Source organism: Streptomyces sp. NPDC002536 (genome assembly GCF_053594995.1).
This window is the reverse complement of sequence record NZ_JBSFWU010000006.1, coordinates 59,106-72,632: the sequence shown is the minus strand read 5'-3', so window position 1 is coordinate 72,632 and position 13,527 is coordinate 59,106. Positions and strand designations below refer to the sequence as shown.

The following is a 13,527-nucleotide window of genomic DNA, read 5'->3' as shown; positions in this document are numbered from 1 at the left end:
TTCGGCCACCGCTCAGCAGACCTCTTCGAGATCCCGCCATTCCCGGGTGTCCGGGCTGTCGGCGACCCAGCCGTCCAGCAGGCCCCGCACCAGGCCCGCGGGCGCCGCGATGCCGCACTCGCGCTCCGGCACCCACAGCGAGCCGGAGCCGGCCGTGCGGTGGCCGAGCGGGCCGGGGTGGCCGGGCTCGCTGTGGTCGTGCGGGTCCAGGTGCTCGCCGTCGCCCTCGTCGCTGGGCATCCGGCTCTCCGAGCACGTACGGCACAGCAGGCGCACGGACGAGGACCAGTCCTCGGCGGCGAAGCCGGCGTCGGCGGCGAGCCGCTCCAGGGCGTCCCGGTCGGCCTCGGTGGCGGCCTCCAGGAGCACCACCCAGGTCGGCACGGGGGACGGGGCCCACAGCTCGATCTCGTCGAAGACCGGGTACGAGGGCCCGGCGGCGGTGACCCGCTCGCCGTGCGGGACGCCGTCGTGCAGCACGACCTCGCCCCAGCGGCGGCCCGAGGAGGGCAGCGGGATGGAGAGCACCTCCATGCGCGCCGGGTCGAGCCGGCGGCCCCACACGACCTCCGCCTCGCCCTCCGGGGAGAGCCGCACGGCCGCGCTGCCCAGCTCCATGCCGACCGGCTCACCGGCCGGGCCGCCCTCGGAGGGCACTCTCAGCCCGTAGGCCTGCCAGGCACGGCGGGCCAGCGGCCAGTCCTGCAGGGCGGTGGCCGCGATGCCCACGTTCCACCAGTCGGGAGCGCCCGCCTCGCGGTCCAGCAGGGCCACGGCGCGCAGGCCCGCGGCGCGCGCCTGCTCCCAGTCGTGACGGAACTTGTGCAGCAGCGCGAGGTTGAACCACGACTCGGACAGCCAGGGCTCCATGTCGGCCGCGCGCGTCAGCAGGGCGCCCGCGTCCTCGTACCGGCCGTCGCCGATGAGTGTGAAGGCACGGTCCGTCGCCTGCCGCCACGAGGCGGAAGGCCGGTGCCGCACCCTGCCGAAGATCCTCACGATTCCCGCCTGCCGGTTTCTGCGTGCAACCACGCCGGATGGTCCCGGTGCCGGCCGCCGTCCTCACCGACGGACGCCTGCCGCACCGTATTCGCTGCGGGGAGCACTGCCGCCCTCCAGGCCTCCTTCTTGCCGACGACGGCGCGCACGACACCCCCCGATTCCGCTTTCTCGCCATTCTCTTCGTCTTCTTCGCATCCAACCATGTCCTTCCGGACGCCCGCTCATTACCCGTGGGTTCAGCGGACTACTCCGGGTTTGCCCGCACTTTCACGGCCCCGGTGGAGCGGGGCCGCCGCGCGCGAGCACCCTCGCGAGCGCCTCCACCACCCGGGGCTCGTGGTCGTGCGCCGTGGCCAGCCGCAGCCGCTCCAGGGCGCGCAGCGGGCCGCACGCCGGGTCGGCGGCGAGGTCGTCGTAGGCGTTGACGGTCCGCACGACGCGGGCGGTGAGCGGCTGCTCGCGGTACGGATCGGCCTGCTGTTCGACCGCCAGGGCGACGTCGGCCGGGACACCGGTCTTGCGGACCACGGCCGCGCCCAGCAGCGCGATGCGGCGGCGCTCCTCCGGGGGCAGCGGCTCGGTCGCGCCCGCGGGCACCGGGTCGACGAGCGACAGCTGGCCGATGTCGTGCATCAGCGCCGCGTACTCCACGACCGTGAGGTCCGCGTCGGACAGGCCGAGCTCCCGGCCCACGGCCAGGCCGAGCGCGGCGACGCGGCGGGCGTGGCCGGCCGGGGTGTAGCCGGCGATCTCGGTCGCCCTGGCCAGCGAGGCGATGGTCTGCCGGCGGGTGGCGCGCACGGCCTCGTAGCGGTGGATCGACAGCTGGGTGACCAGCAGCGGGAGGCAGAAGACCGGCAGCGCCCACAGTCCGGCGACGGCCACCGCGAGGGCCATCACGACACCGGTCGCGCAGATCGCCGAGCCGATGCCGGGCAGGGTGCGCAGTTCCTCGCGCAACAGCGGTCCGTACGGGCTCCCGGTGCGGGCCCGGGTGAGGGCGGCGGCGAGCACGGCGTCGCACAGGGCGGTGAGAACGACCAGGAGCAGCAGGAACAGCGCGTAGTACGGGCCGGGGCCGGGCGTGCCCGCGTGCTGCAGGGGCTGGAAGCAGGTGGCGGCGAACCCGGCGTTCAGGACGCGACGGGCGAGCCGGTCGACGGCGGGCGGGCGGCCGACGGCCCCGGCGAGGGTGGCGCCGAGCACCACGGCCACGACCTGCGGCACCCCGTGCGAGGCCGGCCGGCCGCCGACCTCGCCGAGCAGTGCGTAGGCGAGGGTCGCGGCGGCGCCCACGGGCGCCGTCTCCCGCACCCCGCCGCTGCGCGGCCGCCGCCGGGCGGCCTCGCCGAGCGCGATGAGGACCCCGTAGGCCAGGGCGACGCCGGGCTGCGCGACGCCGCGCCAGGCGGTCCACAGCAGCGCGGCCAGCGCCGCGGTCCCGGCGGCGGCATGCACCCCGCGCACGACCCAGCGCCGCCGGGGCCGGGTCCCTGGCCCCAGGAGGGACGGGGCCGGGGCGGGCGGGATGCGGGGGTCGCAGGCGGCGGAATCCGACTCGTCGGACGGGACGGGGGCGCCCGGAATGCGGGGGGCGGGGGCCGAAACCTCGGACGAAACCGAGGCGCCCGGAATCCGGGAGGCCCCGCGCTCCGGCCCCCCGGACGGGACCGGGGTGTCCTCGGGGGCCCGGCGTGGGCGCCCGACCGCCGGGAGCGGGGCGAGCACTCCGCAGTTCCCCGGCCCGGGCGACGCCGGTGCAGGGGCCTGCGCATCGCCGGAACCGGAACCGGGGCGGGCGGCGTGACCGCCCGTCGGCAGCCCCCGGGCGGCGGCCCGGCCGGCTCCGGAGGCCGCTGCCGGGGCGGGCGCTTCGCCGGCGCCCGGACCGGCGTGACCGAGCCCTCCCCCGGCGCCTCCGGCAAGGTCCTCGGGAGCCGGTGGCCGGGCACGGCCGGCCACCGCGGCGGCGGAACCGGAACGGGCGCGGGCACCCGGCGCGGGCACCCGCTCACGCACCTGGGCGCCTGCGGGGAGCGCGGCCTCGTCCGGCGCGGGCCCGTCGGCCGCCGCGGCAGCAGTTCCGGGACGGGCACGGGCACCCGCCACGGGCACCCGCTCGCGCACTTGACCACCCGCCGCAAGCGCGGCCTCCTCCAGGGCGGATCCGTCGCCGGAACAGGCACGGACACCCGGCGCAGGCACCCGGCCGCGCCCCTGCGCGCCCGCCGCGGGGGCATCCCCGTCCGGCGCGGGCCCGTCGGCCGCGGCGGGGCGCGGCCGGGCCCCGCACGCCGTTCCGCCCGCCTCTCCCGGCGGCGGAGCCGCTCCCGGTGTGCGGCCCGTCATCCGGGGCCCCCGGGTTGGCGGGCCGGCCCGGCGGCGGAAGGGTGACCAGGGTGATCAGAAGGGACGTTTCGGCTGGCCTGGGCGGCGAGTTCCGGCGGGGGCGGCGCCGGGTGCCAGCGGTGGTGGGTCAGGGCCCGGGAGAGCGCCTCGACCATGCGCGGGTCGAACTGGGTTCCGGCGCAGCGGTCCAGCTCCTCCAGGGCCGCGGGAACCGGGCGGGCGCGCCGGTAGCTGCGGGTCGAGGTCATCGCGTCGAAGGCGTCGGCGACCGCCACCACCCGTGCGAACTCCGGGATTTGACGACCCGTCAGCCCATAGGGGTAGCCGCTGCCGTCCAGGCGCTCGTGGTGATGGAGGATCGCCGCCCGTGCCTCGTCGAGGAAGCCGATGCCGCGGACCATCTCGTGCCCGTACTCGGGGTGCAGCTCGATCACCCGCCGCTCCTCGGGCGTGAGCGGCCCGTCCTTGCGCAACACCCGGGTGGGAACGCCGAGTTTGCCCACGTCGTGCAGGATGCCCGAGAAGCGCAGCGCTTCCAGGCGCTCCCCGCTCATGCCCAGCTCGCGGGCGATCAGCACCGACGCGCGGCCCACGCGCTCGCTGTGGCCGCGCGTGTAGCGGTCCTTGAGGTCGACGGCCTGCACCAGGGCCCGCACCGTGGCCTGGTGGGCGGCCCGTTCACGGCGGCAGCGGTCCAGGACCCAGGAGGAGATGGACAGCGGCAGCAGCACCAGCAGCGCCGCGACGGGACCGTAGACGCTCTGCCACAGGACGGCCATCATCAGGCCCGCCGGGCCGTGGACCAGCGGGGGCACCAGCGCCCCGGGCAGCCGGCCCCGCCAGGCCGAGCGCGGCGACCGGCCCTCGGCGGTGACCAGGGCTCCGCCGTCGAGGGCGGCCATGACCAGGGCGAAGACGAGGCCCGCCACCAGGGCGGGCAGCAGCGCGTACGGAAGGCCGGAACCGCCGGGCACATGGGCGAAGACCTCCGAGGCCAGGCCTCCCGCCAGCACGTACTGCCCCGCATGCCACAGCCGCCGCACCCACACCGGCCGCGGCTCCCCCCGCCCGGCGAGCGCACCGGGCACCGCGACCAGCCCCGCGGCGGCGGGCGGCAGCAGGAAGGCCCCGGCGAGCAGCACGGGAAGGACGGGCGCACAGCGCGGCACCCGCTCGCACACCGCGCACACGGCCGCGAGGAGCAGCACCGCACCCCAGGGGACGCCCGATCCGGGGTGCACGGCGGGCAGCGTGCACACCGCGGCGGCCAGCACCACGCAGGCGATGTAGCCGCGCGCGGCCGCTGGAAGTGCCCCCATGGCGCGCCCCTCCCCGTACCGTCCCGGACATGACGTCAGGTTGGGGAGAATAGGCTTCCGGCGGGCCGGGCAAACGGGATCCGGGTATTGGACCGTCCGTTCGGGTGACGTTCCCCGGTCCGACGGTTTGGATCACCCCGGAACCGGTCCGGAGCCACTCCGGGCGCACGCGCCCCCGGAGCCCGCCCCGAGGCGTCCGGCCGGGGGTGGCCGGCTACCGCTCCTGGGCGACGCTGCGCGCCTGCGCCTCGGCCGCCTTGGCCTCGGCCACCACGTCCTGCTCGGGCACCGCCTGGCCGGCCCGGATCATGTCGATCCGGCCCATCACCTTGGACCGCAGGTCGGCGGGCACGTCGTCGTGGCCGCAGCAGCGCTTGACGAGCTTCTTCACCGCCTGCTCCAGGCCGTACTTCTCCAGGCAGGGCGAGCATTCGTCGATATGCACCTCGAACTCGGCGCACTTGCCCTCGGGCATCTCGTGGTCGAGGAACTCGTAGAGATGGTCGAGGACTTCAGAGCAGTCCGTCTCGTGCGGGTCTCCGCAGCTCATGAGTCCGAGCCTTTCCGATTGTGCGACTCGTCGGAACCGTTCGGCACGTTGCCGGCCCCCGCGGGGACCAGACCGCGCTCACGGGCATAGTCCTCCAGCAGCCCGCGCAGCTGACGGCGGCCGCGGTGCAGCCGGGACATCACCGTGCCGATGGGGGTACCCATGATGTCCGCGATCTCCTTGTAGGCAAAGCCCTCGACGTCCGCGAGGTAGACCGCTATGCGGAATTCCTCGGGAATGGCCTGGAGGGCCTCCTTGACGTCGGAGTCGGGAAGATGGTCGAGCGCCTGGGACTCGGCGGAGCGCAGCCCGGTCGACATGTGCGACTCGGCACGCGCCAGCTGCCAGTCCTCGATCTCCTCGGACGCGCTGCGCAGCGGCTCGCGCTGCTTCTTGCGGTACGAGTTGATGAAGGTGTTGGTCAGAATGCGGTAGAGCCACGCCTTGAGGTTGGTCCCGTCACGGAACTGGTGGAAGGACGCGTAGGCCTTGGCGTACGTCTCCTGCACCAGGTCCTCGGCGTCCGCAGGATTGCGCGTCATGCGCAGTGCGGCCGAATACATCTGGTCCAGGAATGTGAGCGCATCACGCTCGAACCGGGCACTGCGCTCGGCGGCGCTCTCCGTGCCCGCACCCTCGGTGCGCTCCACGGGCTCCCCCGCGTCGGTACCGGCGACCGGACCCACCTCCTCCAGCAGCGCTGCGGGACCGGAGAGGGACCCGCTCGTTTCGGAGAATAGACGACGATCCGGTCCACCCGCCGCTCCGGCCGCGGTCGGCAGGCCCGCGCTCATGACCGCCCATCCGAGGTCGGCCGTCTGCGGGCGGGACGGGCATGCGATCGAACCCATGCGGGGAGCTCCCATTCCATACGTCGTGCCGGTGCGTTGCTTTGCTACGTCCGGTTAACAGCCGTGCGGCGCGGCGCATTCCCGCTCCACCGGGGCGTTCACCGGGGATTCACCGCAGCCGGAGCCCCGTGAGCCAGTCCGCCACCGCGCCGGTGATCACCGCGAGCGCGTCCTCCTGGGTGACGTCCGCCTTCTTCGGCACCGCGAAGCCGTGGTCCCCGAAGGGCACCGCGACCGGTGCGCTGCCGGACGGGAATTCCTCGGGGCGGCCGAACGGGTCACGCGCGCCCTGCACGACGAGCACGGGCAGGCCCGCCCCCGTCAGTTCGTCCGCGCGGGACTTCTCCGGCTTTCCCGGCGGGTGCAGCGGGAAGCTCAGCGCGAGGACGGCCGCGGCGCCGAGCTCCTGCGCCGTACGGCAGGCGACGCGCGCGCCCGCGCTGCGGCCGCCGGCCACCACCGGCACGCCGGGGGCGGCGAGCGCGGGCCACAGGGCGCGCCACGCCTCGTCGAGCGCCTTGGGTGCGGGCGCGACCTTCCGGCCGGCCACGCGCCAGGGCTGCTCGACGAGGGCCACGGTGACGCCGTTGCGGGGCAGGGCGGCGGCCAAGGCCGTCAGGTCGCGCGCCTCGACGCCGCCGCCCGCACCGTGCCCGAGGGCCAGCACCAGGCGGGGCTTCCCCGCCGCGGGGTGCCAGTGGATCCGGGCCTCGCCGCCGGGGGTCTGCACGGACTCGACGTGGGTCTGTGATGCGTTGGTCACGTCCCCATCCTGCCGCCACCCACTGACAACGGGACTCGGCACGCTCCGCACGCTGGAAGTCCGCACGCCAGAAGCAGGCTAGAAGAGCGTCGTCTCCTCCGGCGCCGGCAGTTCCTTCAGCAGTTCGGGGCCGTTGTTGCGGACGTCGCTGACCGCCGTGGCCACCGGATAGGCCCGGACCGACCCGGGCGGGGGCGGGGCCAGCAGGTGCCGCAGCTCCGCGGGATCGGTGCACGTGGGGTCCAGCCAGGCCGCCCACCGGTCCGGGGGCAGCACCAGCGGCATCCGCGGGTGGATCTCGGCGAGCGAGCGGGGTCCGGGTTCACCGGCCTCCGCGGACGGCACGGCGTGGGCGAACGGCTCCGGCTCCGCCTCGGTGGTGATCACCGAGCAGGTGGCCCACCACGCCTGCGGGTGGTCCGGCGGCAGCGTCGGGTCGCGCCAGAACTCGTACACCCCGGCCATCGCCATCACCGAGCCGTCGGCGGGAGTGACGAAGTACGGCTGTTTCCGGGTCCTCTTTCTGCGGCCCTGTTCCTCCAGTTCGCGCTCCTGCGCGCCCGTGACCCACTCGTAGTAGCCGTCCGCCGGGAGCAGACAGCGCCGGGACTCGAACGCCCTCCGGAAGGACGGCTTCTCGTGGACCGTCTCCGCCCGGGCGTTGATCATCCGCGCCGCGCCCTCCGGCGACTTGGCCCACGACGGGACCAGCCCCCAGCGCAGAACGCGCAGCTGACGAACCGGACGCCGGTCCGCTGCGTCTTTAAGAGGACGCTCGAGCACCGCATGGACGCTCTTCGTCGGCGCCACGTTCCAGTCCGGAGCCAGCGTCTCCTCCGGTTCCCACTTCTCCACCCCGAAGAGCCCGACCAGGTCCTCCGGCCTCCGGCTCGCCGCATATCGACCGCACATGAGTGCCACAGTGCCACGTAGACGCAAGGAGCGGATCACCGATGGACAGCACCACCGCCACCGAGCTCTGGGACCGCGTCGTCGGCAGCCAGCCCGCCCCCGACCTCTGGCTGGTGATCGTCACCGCAGCGGTGGCCCTCGGCGCGGTCGTCCCCTGGAGCGTCTGGCGCATCACCCGCAACGCCGTGACCATTGCGCACGAGGGCGGCCACGCGCTCGTCGCCCTGCTCAGCGGGCGCCGGCTGGACGGCATCCGGCTGCACTCCGACACCTCCGGGCTGACCGTCTCGCGCGGCCGCCCGACCGGCCTCGGCATGATCCTGACCGCCGCCGCCGGCTACACCGCGCCCTCCCTGCTGGGCCTGGCCGGTGCCGGACTGCTGGCCGCCGGGCACATCACCGCCCTGCTGTGGGGCGCGGCCGTGCTGCTCGCCGCGATGCTGGTGATGATCCGCAACGCCTACGGAATGCTGACGGTGGTCCTTACGGGCGCGGCCTTCGTCCTGGTGTCCTGGCTGGCCGGACCACAGGTGCAGGCCGCGTTCGCGTACGGGGTGGTGTGGTTCCTGCTGCTGGGCGGCGTCCGCCCGCCGTTCGAGCTGCAGCGCAAGCGGCGCCGCGGAGGCGCCGCGGACTCCGACGCGGACCAGCTGGCGCGGCTGACGGGCATCCCGGCGGCAGCCTGGCTGCTGCTCTTCCACGTCGTCACCCTCTGCTCGCTCGCGGCGGGCGCGCGCTGGCTGCTCGGGGTGTGAACGTCCGGCCGCTCGGAGCGTGACCGTTTGACTGCCCGGAGTGTGACTGTGAGCAAGCCACTAAGGTAAGGGGCATGACCGAGAGCCCCGCGCACACCGACCTCTGGCCCGCACCGCTCGCCACGCGAGCCGTCGACGCGACGGTCACCGTGCCAGGATCGAAGTCGGTCACCAACCGTGGCCTCGTCCTGGCCGCCCTGGCCGCCGAGCCGGGCTGGCTGCGCCGGCCGCTGCGCTCCCGGGACACCCTGCTGATGGCCGAGGCGCTGCGCGCCATGGGCGTCGGGATCGAGGAGGGCGTGGGCCCCGACGGCACCGGCGAGGCCTGGCGCGTCATCCCCGCCCGGCTGCACGGCCCGGCCACGGTCGACGTCGGCAACGCCGGCACGGTCATGCGCTTCCTGCCGCCGGTGGCCGCGCTGGCCGACGGCCCGGTGCGCTTCGACGGCGACCCGCGCAGCTACGAGCGCCCCCTGCACGGCGTGATCGACGCGCTGCGCGCCCTCGGCGCGCGCATCGACGACAACGACCGCGGCGCGCTCCCCCTGACCGTCCACGGCGCGGGCGCCCTCGACGGCGGCCCGGTGCAGATCGACGCGTCCTCGTCCTCGCAGTTCGTCAGCGCCCTGCTGCTGTCCGGGCCGCGCTTCAACCAGGGCGTCGAGGTCCGCCACGTCGGCTCCGCGCTGCCCTCGCTGCCGCACATCCGGATGACCGTGGACATGCTGCGCGCGGCCGGTGCCCAGGTCGACACCCCCGAGTCGGGCGGCGAGCCGGACGTCTGGCGGGTCTCCCCCAGTGCCCTGCTCGGCCGCGACCTGGTCGTCGAGCCCGACCTGTCCAACGCGGCGCCGTTCCTGGCCGCGGCCCTCGTCACCGGCGGCCGCGTCACGATCCCCGACTGGCCGGAGCGCACCACCCAGCCGGGCGACGCGCTGCGCGAGATCTTCACCGCCATGGGCGGTTCCTGCGAACTGACCGAGGCGGGCCTGACGTTCACCGGCACCGGCCGGATCACGGGCATCGACGCCGACCTGCACGAGGTCGGCGAGCTCACCCCGGTGATCGCCGCGGTGGCGGCGCTGGCCGACTCCGAGTCGGTGCTGCGCGGCATCGCGCACCTGCGGCTGCACGAGACCGACCGGCTCGCGGCGCTCGCCAAGGAGATCAACGAGCTCGGCGGCGACGTCGCCGAGACCGAGGACGGGCTGGTCATCCGGCCGCGCCCGCTGCACGGCGGCGTCTTCCACACCTACGAGGACCACCGGCTGGCCACCGCGGGCGCCGTCATCGGCCTGGCCGTGTCCGGGGTCCAGGTGGAGAACGTCGCGACCACCGCCAAGACCCTCCCCGACTTCCCGGCGCTGTGGGCCGGCATGCTCGGGTCCGCCGCGGGGGCGACGACGGTGTCGAGAGCCTGAGAAAGCCGGTACGTCCCATGCGCCGCTACGGCAAGCACACCGACGAGGACGACGTCCGCGTCCGCCCCAACCGCAAGGGCAACCGCCCCCGCACCACCATCCGCCCCAAGCACGAGGACGCGGCCGAGGGCTTCGTCCTGACCGTCGACCGCGGCCGGCTGACCGTCCTCGTCGAGGACCGCACCATCACGGCGATGAAGGCGCGCGAACTCGGCCGCAAGGGCGTGGTCGTGGGCGACCGCGTCGCCGTCGTGGGCGACCTCAGCGGCGCCAAGGACACCCTGGCGCGCATCGTCCGGGTCGAGGAGCGCAGCTCCGTGCTGCGCCGCACGGCCGACGACGACGATCCGTTCGAGCGCGTGGTCGTCGCCAACGCCGACCAGCTGGCGATCGTCACCGCCCTCGCCGACCCCGAGCCGCGCCCCCGGCTGATCGACCGCTGTCTGGTCGCCGCGTACGACGCGGGGCTGGAGCCGCTGCTCGTGCTGACGAAGTCGGACCTGGCCCCGGCCGAGAAGCTGATGGAGTCCTACGGGGCGCTGGGCCTGCCGTACGTGGTCACCAACCGCGAGGAGCTGGCCGACGGCGACGCGGCCGCCCGGGTGCGGGAGCGGCTGGGCGGCCGGATCACCGCATTCGTGGGGCACTCCGGCGTGGGCAAGACGACCCTGGTCAACCACCTCGTCCCGGACCGCCAGCGGGCCACGGGGCACGTCAACGCGGTCACCGGCCGCGGCCGGCACACCACCACCTCGGCGCTGGCCCTGCCGCTCCCGGACGGCAGCGGCTGGGTGATCGACACCCCGGGCGTGCGGTCCTTCGGGCTGCACCACGTGGATCCCTCGCGGGTCATCCACGCCTTCCCCGACCTGGAGCCGGGCACCGAGGAGTGCCCGCGCGCGTGCAGCCACGACGAGCAGGACTGCGCGCTGGACCAGTGGGTGACGGACGGTCACGCCGATCCGCAGCGGCTCTACTCCCTGCGCCGGCTGCTCGCGACCCGGGAGCGGCGCGAAGGCGACTGATCGCCTACGTTTGCGAGTGACCGCCCGCGGCAAGGGCATCAGGGGCACTGAGGCTCGTGATGCGCACGGCGGTCACGGACACGGGAGGCAATCCGATGGCGTGGCTGCTGGTGGTCGTCGCAGGTCTGCTGGAAACCGGTTTCGCCGTCTGTCTGAAGCTCTCGCACGGCTTCACCCGCCTGTGGCCCACGATCGCCTTCGCGTGCTTCGCGCTCGGCAGCTTCGGCCTGCTGACCCTCGCGCTGAAGAAGCTCGACGTCGGCCCGGCCTACGCCGTGTGGACGGGCATCGGCGCGGCCGGCACGGCCATTTACGGCATGGTCTTCCTGGGCGACCTGGTCTCCACGCTCAAGCTCGTCTCGATCTCCCTGGTGATTCTCGGGGTGATCGGGCTGCAGCTGTCCGGTTCGGCGCACTGACTCCGCATCGGAGCACGCCGCATCAGAGCACGGCGTCGCCCCGCAGGGTGCGGACCAGGCAGGCGACGCTTGCAGCCGCCTCCTCGTCCGAGGCCGCCGGGGCGATCACGTAGGACAGGGTGAGCCGGACCGCCGCCTCGCAGGCCCGCCGGGTGCCTTCGCGGTCCGCGTCGCGTCCCGTACTGACCGCCCCGACCGCGCTGTCGCGCATCCGCTCGGCCAGTGCGCCCGGCGTGGGCGCCCCGCGCGCCGGTGCGCCGCCCGGCCCGGGCGCCGCGCGCGGGGCGGGGACGGCCGGCGCGGCGGCGGCAGGCAGCCGCTCACCGCGGCAGCCGGTGAGCGCTGCCCGCACCAAGGGATTGGCCCGCGCGGCCCGCAGCGTCCACAGGGCGAGGGCGGCGCAGCAGTCGCCCGCGTCGGCGCCGTCGCGGGCGGTGTCGGCGAGGGAACGTTCCACCCCGGCGAGGAAGGAGTCGGCCTCGCGGCGCACCAGGGCGCGCGCCAGGCCGTCCTTGCTGCCGAATTCGTTGTACAGGGTCTGCCGGGAGACCCCGGCCGCGGCCGCGACGTCGACCATCCGGACCCCGTGCCAGGGCCGGGCGCCGAGCGCCGTGAAGGCCGCGTCCAGCAAGAGTTCTCGTGCCGCGGGCATCGTCGCCTCCTGGGCCTTTCGGCCGCACGACGGTCGTGGCCACAGAATTGACGTGCAGCCAGACGGTGTCAAGACCACGGGCGGGCCGCACGTGCCCGGGGCGGGGCCGCAGGTAGTGTGCTGCCATGTCCGACTACCACGATGATCTGCGTCTGGCCCATGTACTGGCGGACGCCGCCGATGCGGCGACCATGGACCGGTTCAAGGCCCTGGACCTCAAGGTCGAGACCAAACCGGACATGACTCCGGTGAGCGAGGCGGACAAGGCCGCCGAGGAACTGATCCGCGGCCAGCTGCAGCGGGCCCGGCCGCGCGATGCGGTGCTGGGCGAGGAGTTCGGCAGCGAGGGCGCCGGCCCGCGCCGCTGGGTGATCGACCCGATCGACGGCACCAAGAACTACGTGCGCGGGGTGCCGGTGTGGGCCACGCTCATCTCGCTCATGGTGCACGGCCCCGGCGGCTACCACCCGGTGTTGGGCGTCGTCTCGGCCCCGGCGCTGGGCCGTCGCTGGTGGGCGGCGCAGGGCTCCGGCGCGTACACCGGGCGCAGTCTGTCCTCGGCGACGCGGCTGCAGGTCTCGCGGGTGGGGCGGATCCAGGACGCGTCGTTCGCGTACTCGTCGCTGTCGGGCTGGGAGGAGCGCGGCAAGCTGCCGGACTTCCTTGACCTCACCCGGAACTGCTGGCGCACGCGCGGCTACGGCGACTTCTGGCCGTACATGATGGTCGCCGAGGGCTCGGTGGACATCTGCGCGGAGCCGGAGCTGTCGCTGTGGGACATGGCGGCGAACGTCGTCATCGTCGAGGAGGCGGGCGGCCGGTTCACCGGGCTGGACGGGGTGCCGGGGCCGCACAGCGGCAACGCCGCCGCGTCGAACGGCCTGCTGCACGACGAACTGCTGCACTACCTGGGCTCATAGAGGGCCGTAAACTCCCTGTTTCCTCCACGGGACACCTCTTGTCCACCTCCTGACGGCGTGTGAAGATGACACTCCGATGCTTGTGAACTTGTGAATCCCTGCCCGGGGTTCACGGTCCGCCAAGGAGGTGGCTGAAGGCCATGCTCGTCCGCGACGCCATGAGCACGGTGATCCTCGTCATCGGTCCCGCACACACCCTCCGGCAGGCAGCGCGGCTGATGTCCGCGCGCAAGGTCGGTGCCGCCGTCGTCCTCGACCCCGATGCCGGCGGCCTCGGCATTCTCACCGAACGCGACATCCTCAACGCGGTGGGCGCCGGGCTGGACCCGGACCGCGAGACGGTCCAGGGCCACACGACGACCGACGTCGTCTTCGCGGCCCCCGGGTGGACCCTGGAGGAGGCCGCCGCCGCCATGGCGCACGGCGGCTTCCGGCACCTGATCGTCCTCGACCGCCACGAGGCCGCGGGGGTGGTGTCGGTGCGCGACATCCTGCGCTGCTGGGTGCCGCAGCGGACGCCCGCGGGCGCGCTGGCGGCGCACCGATAAAAGGCCGAAGAGGCCGGAGCCCCGTGGCGTCCGGCCTCTTC

At 74.6% G+C, this 13,527-nt stretch carries 14 protein-coding genes; 6 read left to right on the top strand and 8 right to left on the bottom strand.

The window, feature by feature from the left end; genetic code table 11:
• Positions 1-12: 12 nt before the first annotated feature.
• The 7 genes from ACWD4B_RS04075 to ACWD4B_RS04045 all read right to left on the bottom strand — a co-directional run bounded on the left by ACWD4B_RS04075 (position 13) and on the right by ACWD4B_RS04045 (position 7,746).
• Positions 13-999 (bottom strand): tetratricopeptide repeat protein, encoded by a 987-nt coding sequence (locus ACWD4B_RS04075; RefSeq protein ID WP_336414126.1) that lies wholly within the window; start codon positions 997-999, stop codon positions 13-15.
• 270 nt (positions 1,000-1,269) lie between these two features.
• Positions 1,270-2,460: an HD domain-containing protein gene (locus ACWD4B_RS04070; RefSeq protein WP_336414232.1), complete on the bottom strand. Its 1,191-nt coding sequence runs from the start codon at positions 2,458-2,460 to the stop codon at positions 1,270-1,272.
• 887 nt (positions 2,461-3,347) lie between these two features.
• Complete coding sequence (locus tag ACWD4B_RS04065) at positions 3,348-4,670, bottom strand: HD-GYP domain-containing protein (protein ID WP_451419282.1); 1,323 nt, start codon at positions 4,668-4,670, stop codon at positions 3,348-3,350.
• Positions 4,671-4,884: 214 nt separating this feature from the next.
• Complete coding sequence (rsrA, locus tag ACWD4B_RS04060) at positions 4,885-5,220, bottom strand: mycothiol system anti-sigma-R factor (RefSeq protein ID WP_451419281.1); 336 nt, start codon at positions 5,218-5,220, stop codon at positions 4,885-4,887.
• The gene (locus ACWD4B_RS04055; protein ID WP_190076230.1) at positions 5,217-5,906 is read right to left on the bottom strand and encodes a sigma-70 family RNA polymerase sigma factor; all 690 of its coding nucleotides are present in this window, start codon (positions 5,904-5,906) and stop codon (positions 5,217-5,219) included. Before ACWD4B_RS04055 ends, rsrA begins: the two co-directional genes overlap by 4 nt.
• 274 nt (positions 5,907-6,180) lie before the next feature.
• A complete protein-coding gene (locus tag ACWD4B_RS04050; protein ID WP_451419280.1) occupies positions 6,181-6,834 on the bottom strand; it encodes an alpha/beta hydrolase family protein in 654 nt (217 codons plus the stop codon).
• 78 nt (positions 6,835-6,912) lie between these two features.
• Positions 6,913-7,746 carry an SOS response-associated peptidase gene (locus ACWD4B_RS04045; protein ID WP_451419279.1) on the bottom strand — a complete coding sequence of 278 codons (834 nt, stop codon included), beginning with the start codon at positions 7,744-7,746 and terminating at the stop codon, positions 6,913-6,915.
• 41 nt (positions 7,747-7,787) lie between these two features.
• Between ACWD4B_RS04045 and ACWD4B_RS04040 the strand changes: the two genes are divergently transcribed.
• The 4 genes from ACWD4B_RS04040 to ACWD4B_RS04025 all read left to right on the top strand — a co-directional run bounded on the left by ACWD4B_RS04040 (position 7,788) and on the right by ACWD4B_RS04025 (position 11,366).
• Positions 7,788-8,501 carry a M50 family metallopeptidase gene (locus ACWD4B_RS04040; protein ID WP_451419278.1) on the top strand — a complete coding sequence of 238 codons (714 nt, stop codon included), beginning with the start codon at positions 7,788-7,790 and terminating at the stop codon, positions 8,499-8,501.
• Between the two features lie 74 nt (positions 8,502-8,575).
• Entirely contained in the window at positions 8,576-9,922 is a 1,347-nt protein-coding gene (aroA, locus tag ACWD4B_RS04035) for a 3-phosphoshikimate 1-carboxyvinyltransferase (protein ID WP_390776434.1), read from the top strand.
• Between the two features lie 17 nt (positions 9,923-9,939).
• Entirely contained in the window at positions 9,940-10,947 is a 1,008-nt protein-coding gene (rsgA, locus tag ACWD4B_RS04030) for a ribosome small subunit-dependent GTPase A (RefSeq protein ID WP_451419277.1), read from the top strand.
• A 95-nt stretch (positions 10,948-11,042) separates the two neighbouring features.
• Positions 11,043-11,366, top strand: a complete 324-nt coding sequence (locus ACWD4B_RS04025) for a DMT family transporter (RefSeq protein WP_329099136.1) — start codon at positions 11,043-11,045, stop codon at positions 11,364-11,366.
• A 22-nt stretch (positions 11,367-11,388) separates the two neighbouring features.
• Here the strand turns inward: ACWD4B_RS04025 and ACWD4B_RS04020 are convergent, their stop codons facing one another.
• Positions 11,389-12,018, bottom strand: a complete 630-nt coding sequence (locus tag ACWD4B_RS04020) for a TetR/AcrR family transcriptional regulator (RefSeq protein WP_451419276.1) — start codon at positions 12,016-12,018, stop codon at positions 11,389-11,391.
• A gap of 125 nt (positions 12,019-12,143) precedes the next feature.
• Here ACWD4B_RS04020 and hisN point away from each other — a divergent pair, with 125 nt between their 5' ends.
• Both hisN and ACWD4B_RS04010 read left to right on the top strand, forming a co-directional pair.
• Complete coding sequence (hisN, locus tag ACWD4B_RS04015) at positions 12,144-12,938, top strand: histidinol-phosphatase (protein ID WP_451419275.1); 795 nt, start codon at positions 12,144-12,146, stop codon at positions 12,936-12,938.
• 140 nt (positions 12,939-13,078) lie between these two features.
• Entirely contained in the window at positions 13,079-13,486 is a 408-nt protein-coding gene (locus tag ACWD4B_RS04010; protein WP_451419274.1) for a CBS domain-containing protein, read from the top strand.
• Positions 13,487-13,527 lie beyond the last annotated feature (41 nt).

Coding starts and splice junctions, on each gene's coding strand:
- ACWD4B_RS04045 (WP_451419279.1), bottom strand. CDS start 7,746: ATGTGCGGTCGATATGCGGCGAGCCGGAGGCCGGAGGACCTGGTCGGG.
- ACWD4B_RS04065 (WP_451419282.1), bottom strand. CDS start 4,670: ATGGGGGCACTTCCAGCGGCCGCGCGCGGCTACATCGCCTGCGTGGTG.
- hisN (WP_451419275.1), top strand. CDS start 12,144: ATGTCCGACTACCACGATGATCTGCGTCTGGCCCATGTACTGGCGGAC.
- aroA (WP_390776434.1), top strand. CDS start 8,576: ATGACCGAGAGCCCCGCGCACACCGACCTCTGGCCCGCACCGCTCGCC.
- rsgA (WP_451419277.1), top strand. CDS start 9,940: ATGCGCCGCTACGGCAAGCACACCGACGAGGACGACGTCCGCGTCCGC.
- ACWD4B_RS04010 (WP_451419274.1), top strand. CDS start 13,079: ATGCTCGTCCGCGACGCCATGAGCACGGTGATCCTCGTCATCGGTCCC.
- ACWD4B_RS04020 (WP_451419276.1), bottom strand. CDS start 12,018: ATGCCCGCGGCACGAGAACTCTTGCTGGACGCGGCCTTCACGGCGCTC.
- rsrA (WP_451419281.1), bottom strand. CDS start 5,220: ATGAGCTGCGGAGACCCGCACGAGACGGACTGCTCTGAAGTCCTCGAC.
- ACWD4B_RS04025 (WP_329099136.1), top strand. CDS start 11,043: ATGGCGTGGCTGCTGGTGGTCGTCGCAGGTCTGCTGGAAACCGGTTTC.
- ACWD4B_RS04040 (WP_451419278.1), top strand. CDS start 7,788: ATGGACAGCACCACCGCCACCGAGCTCTGGGACCGCGTCGTCGGCAGC.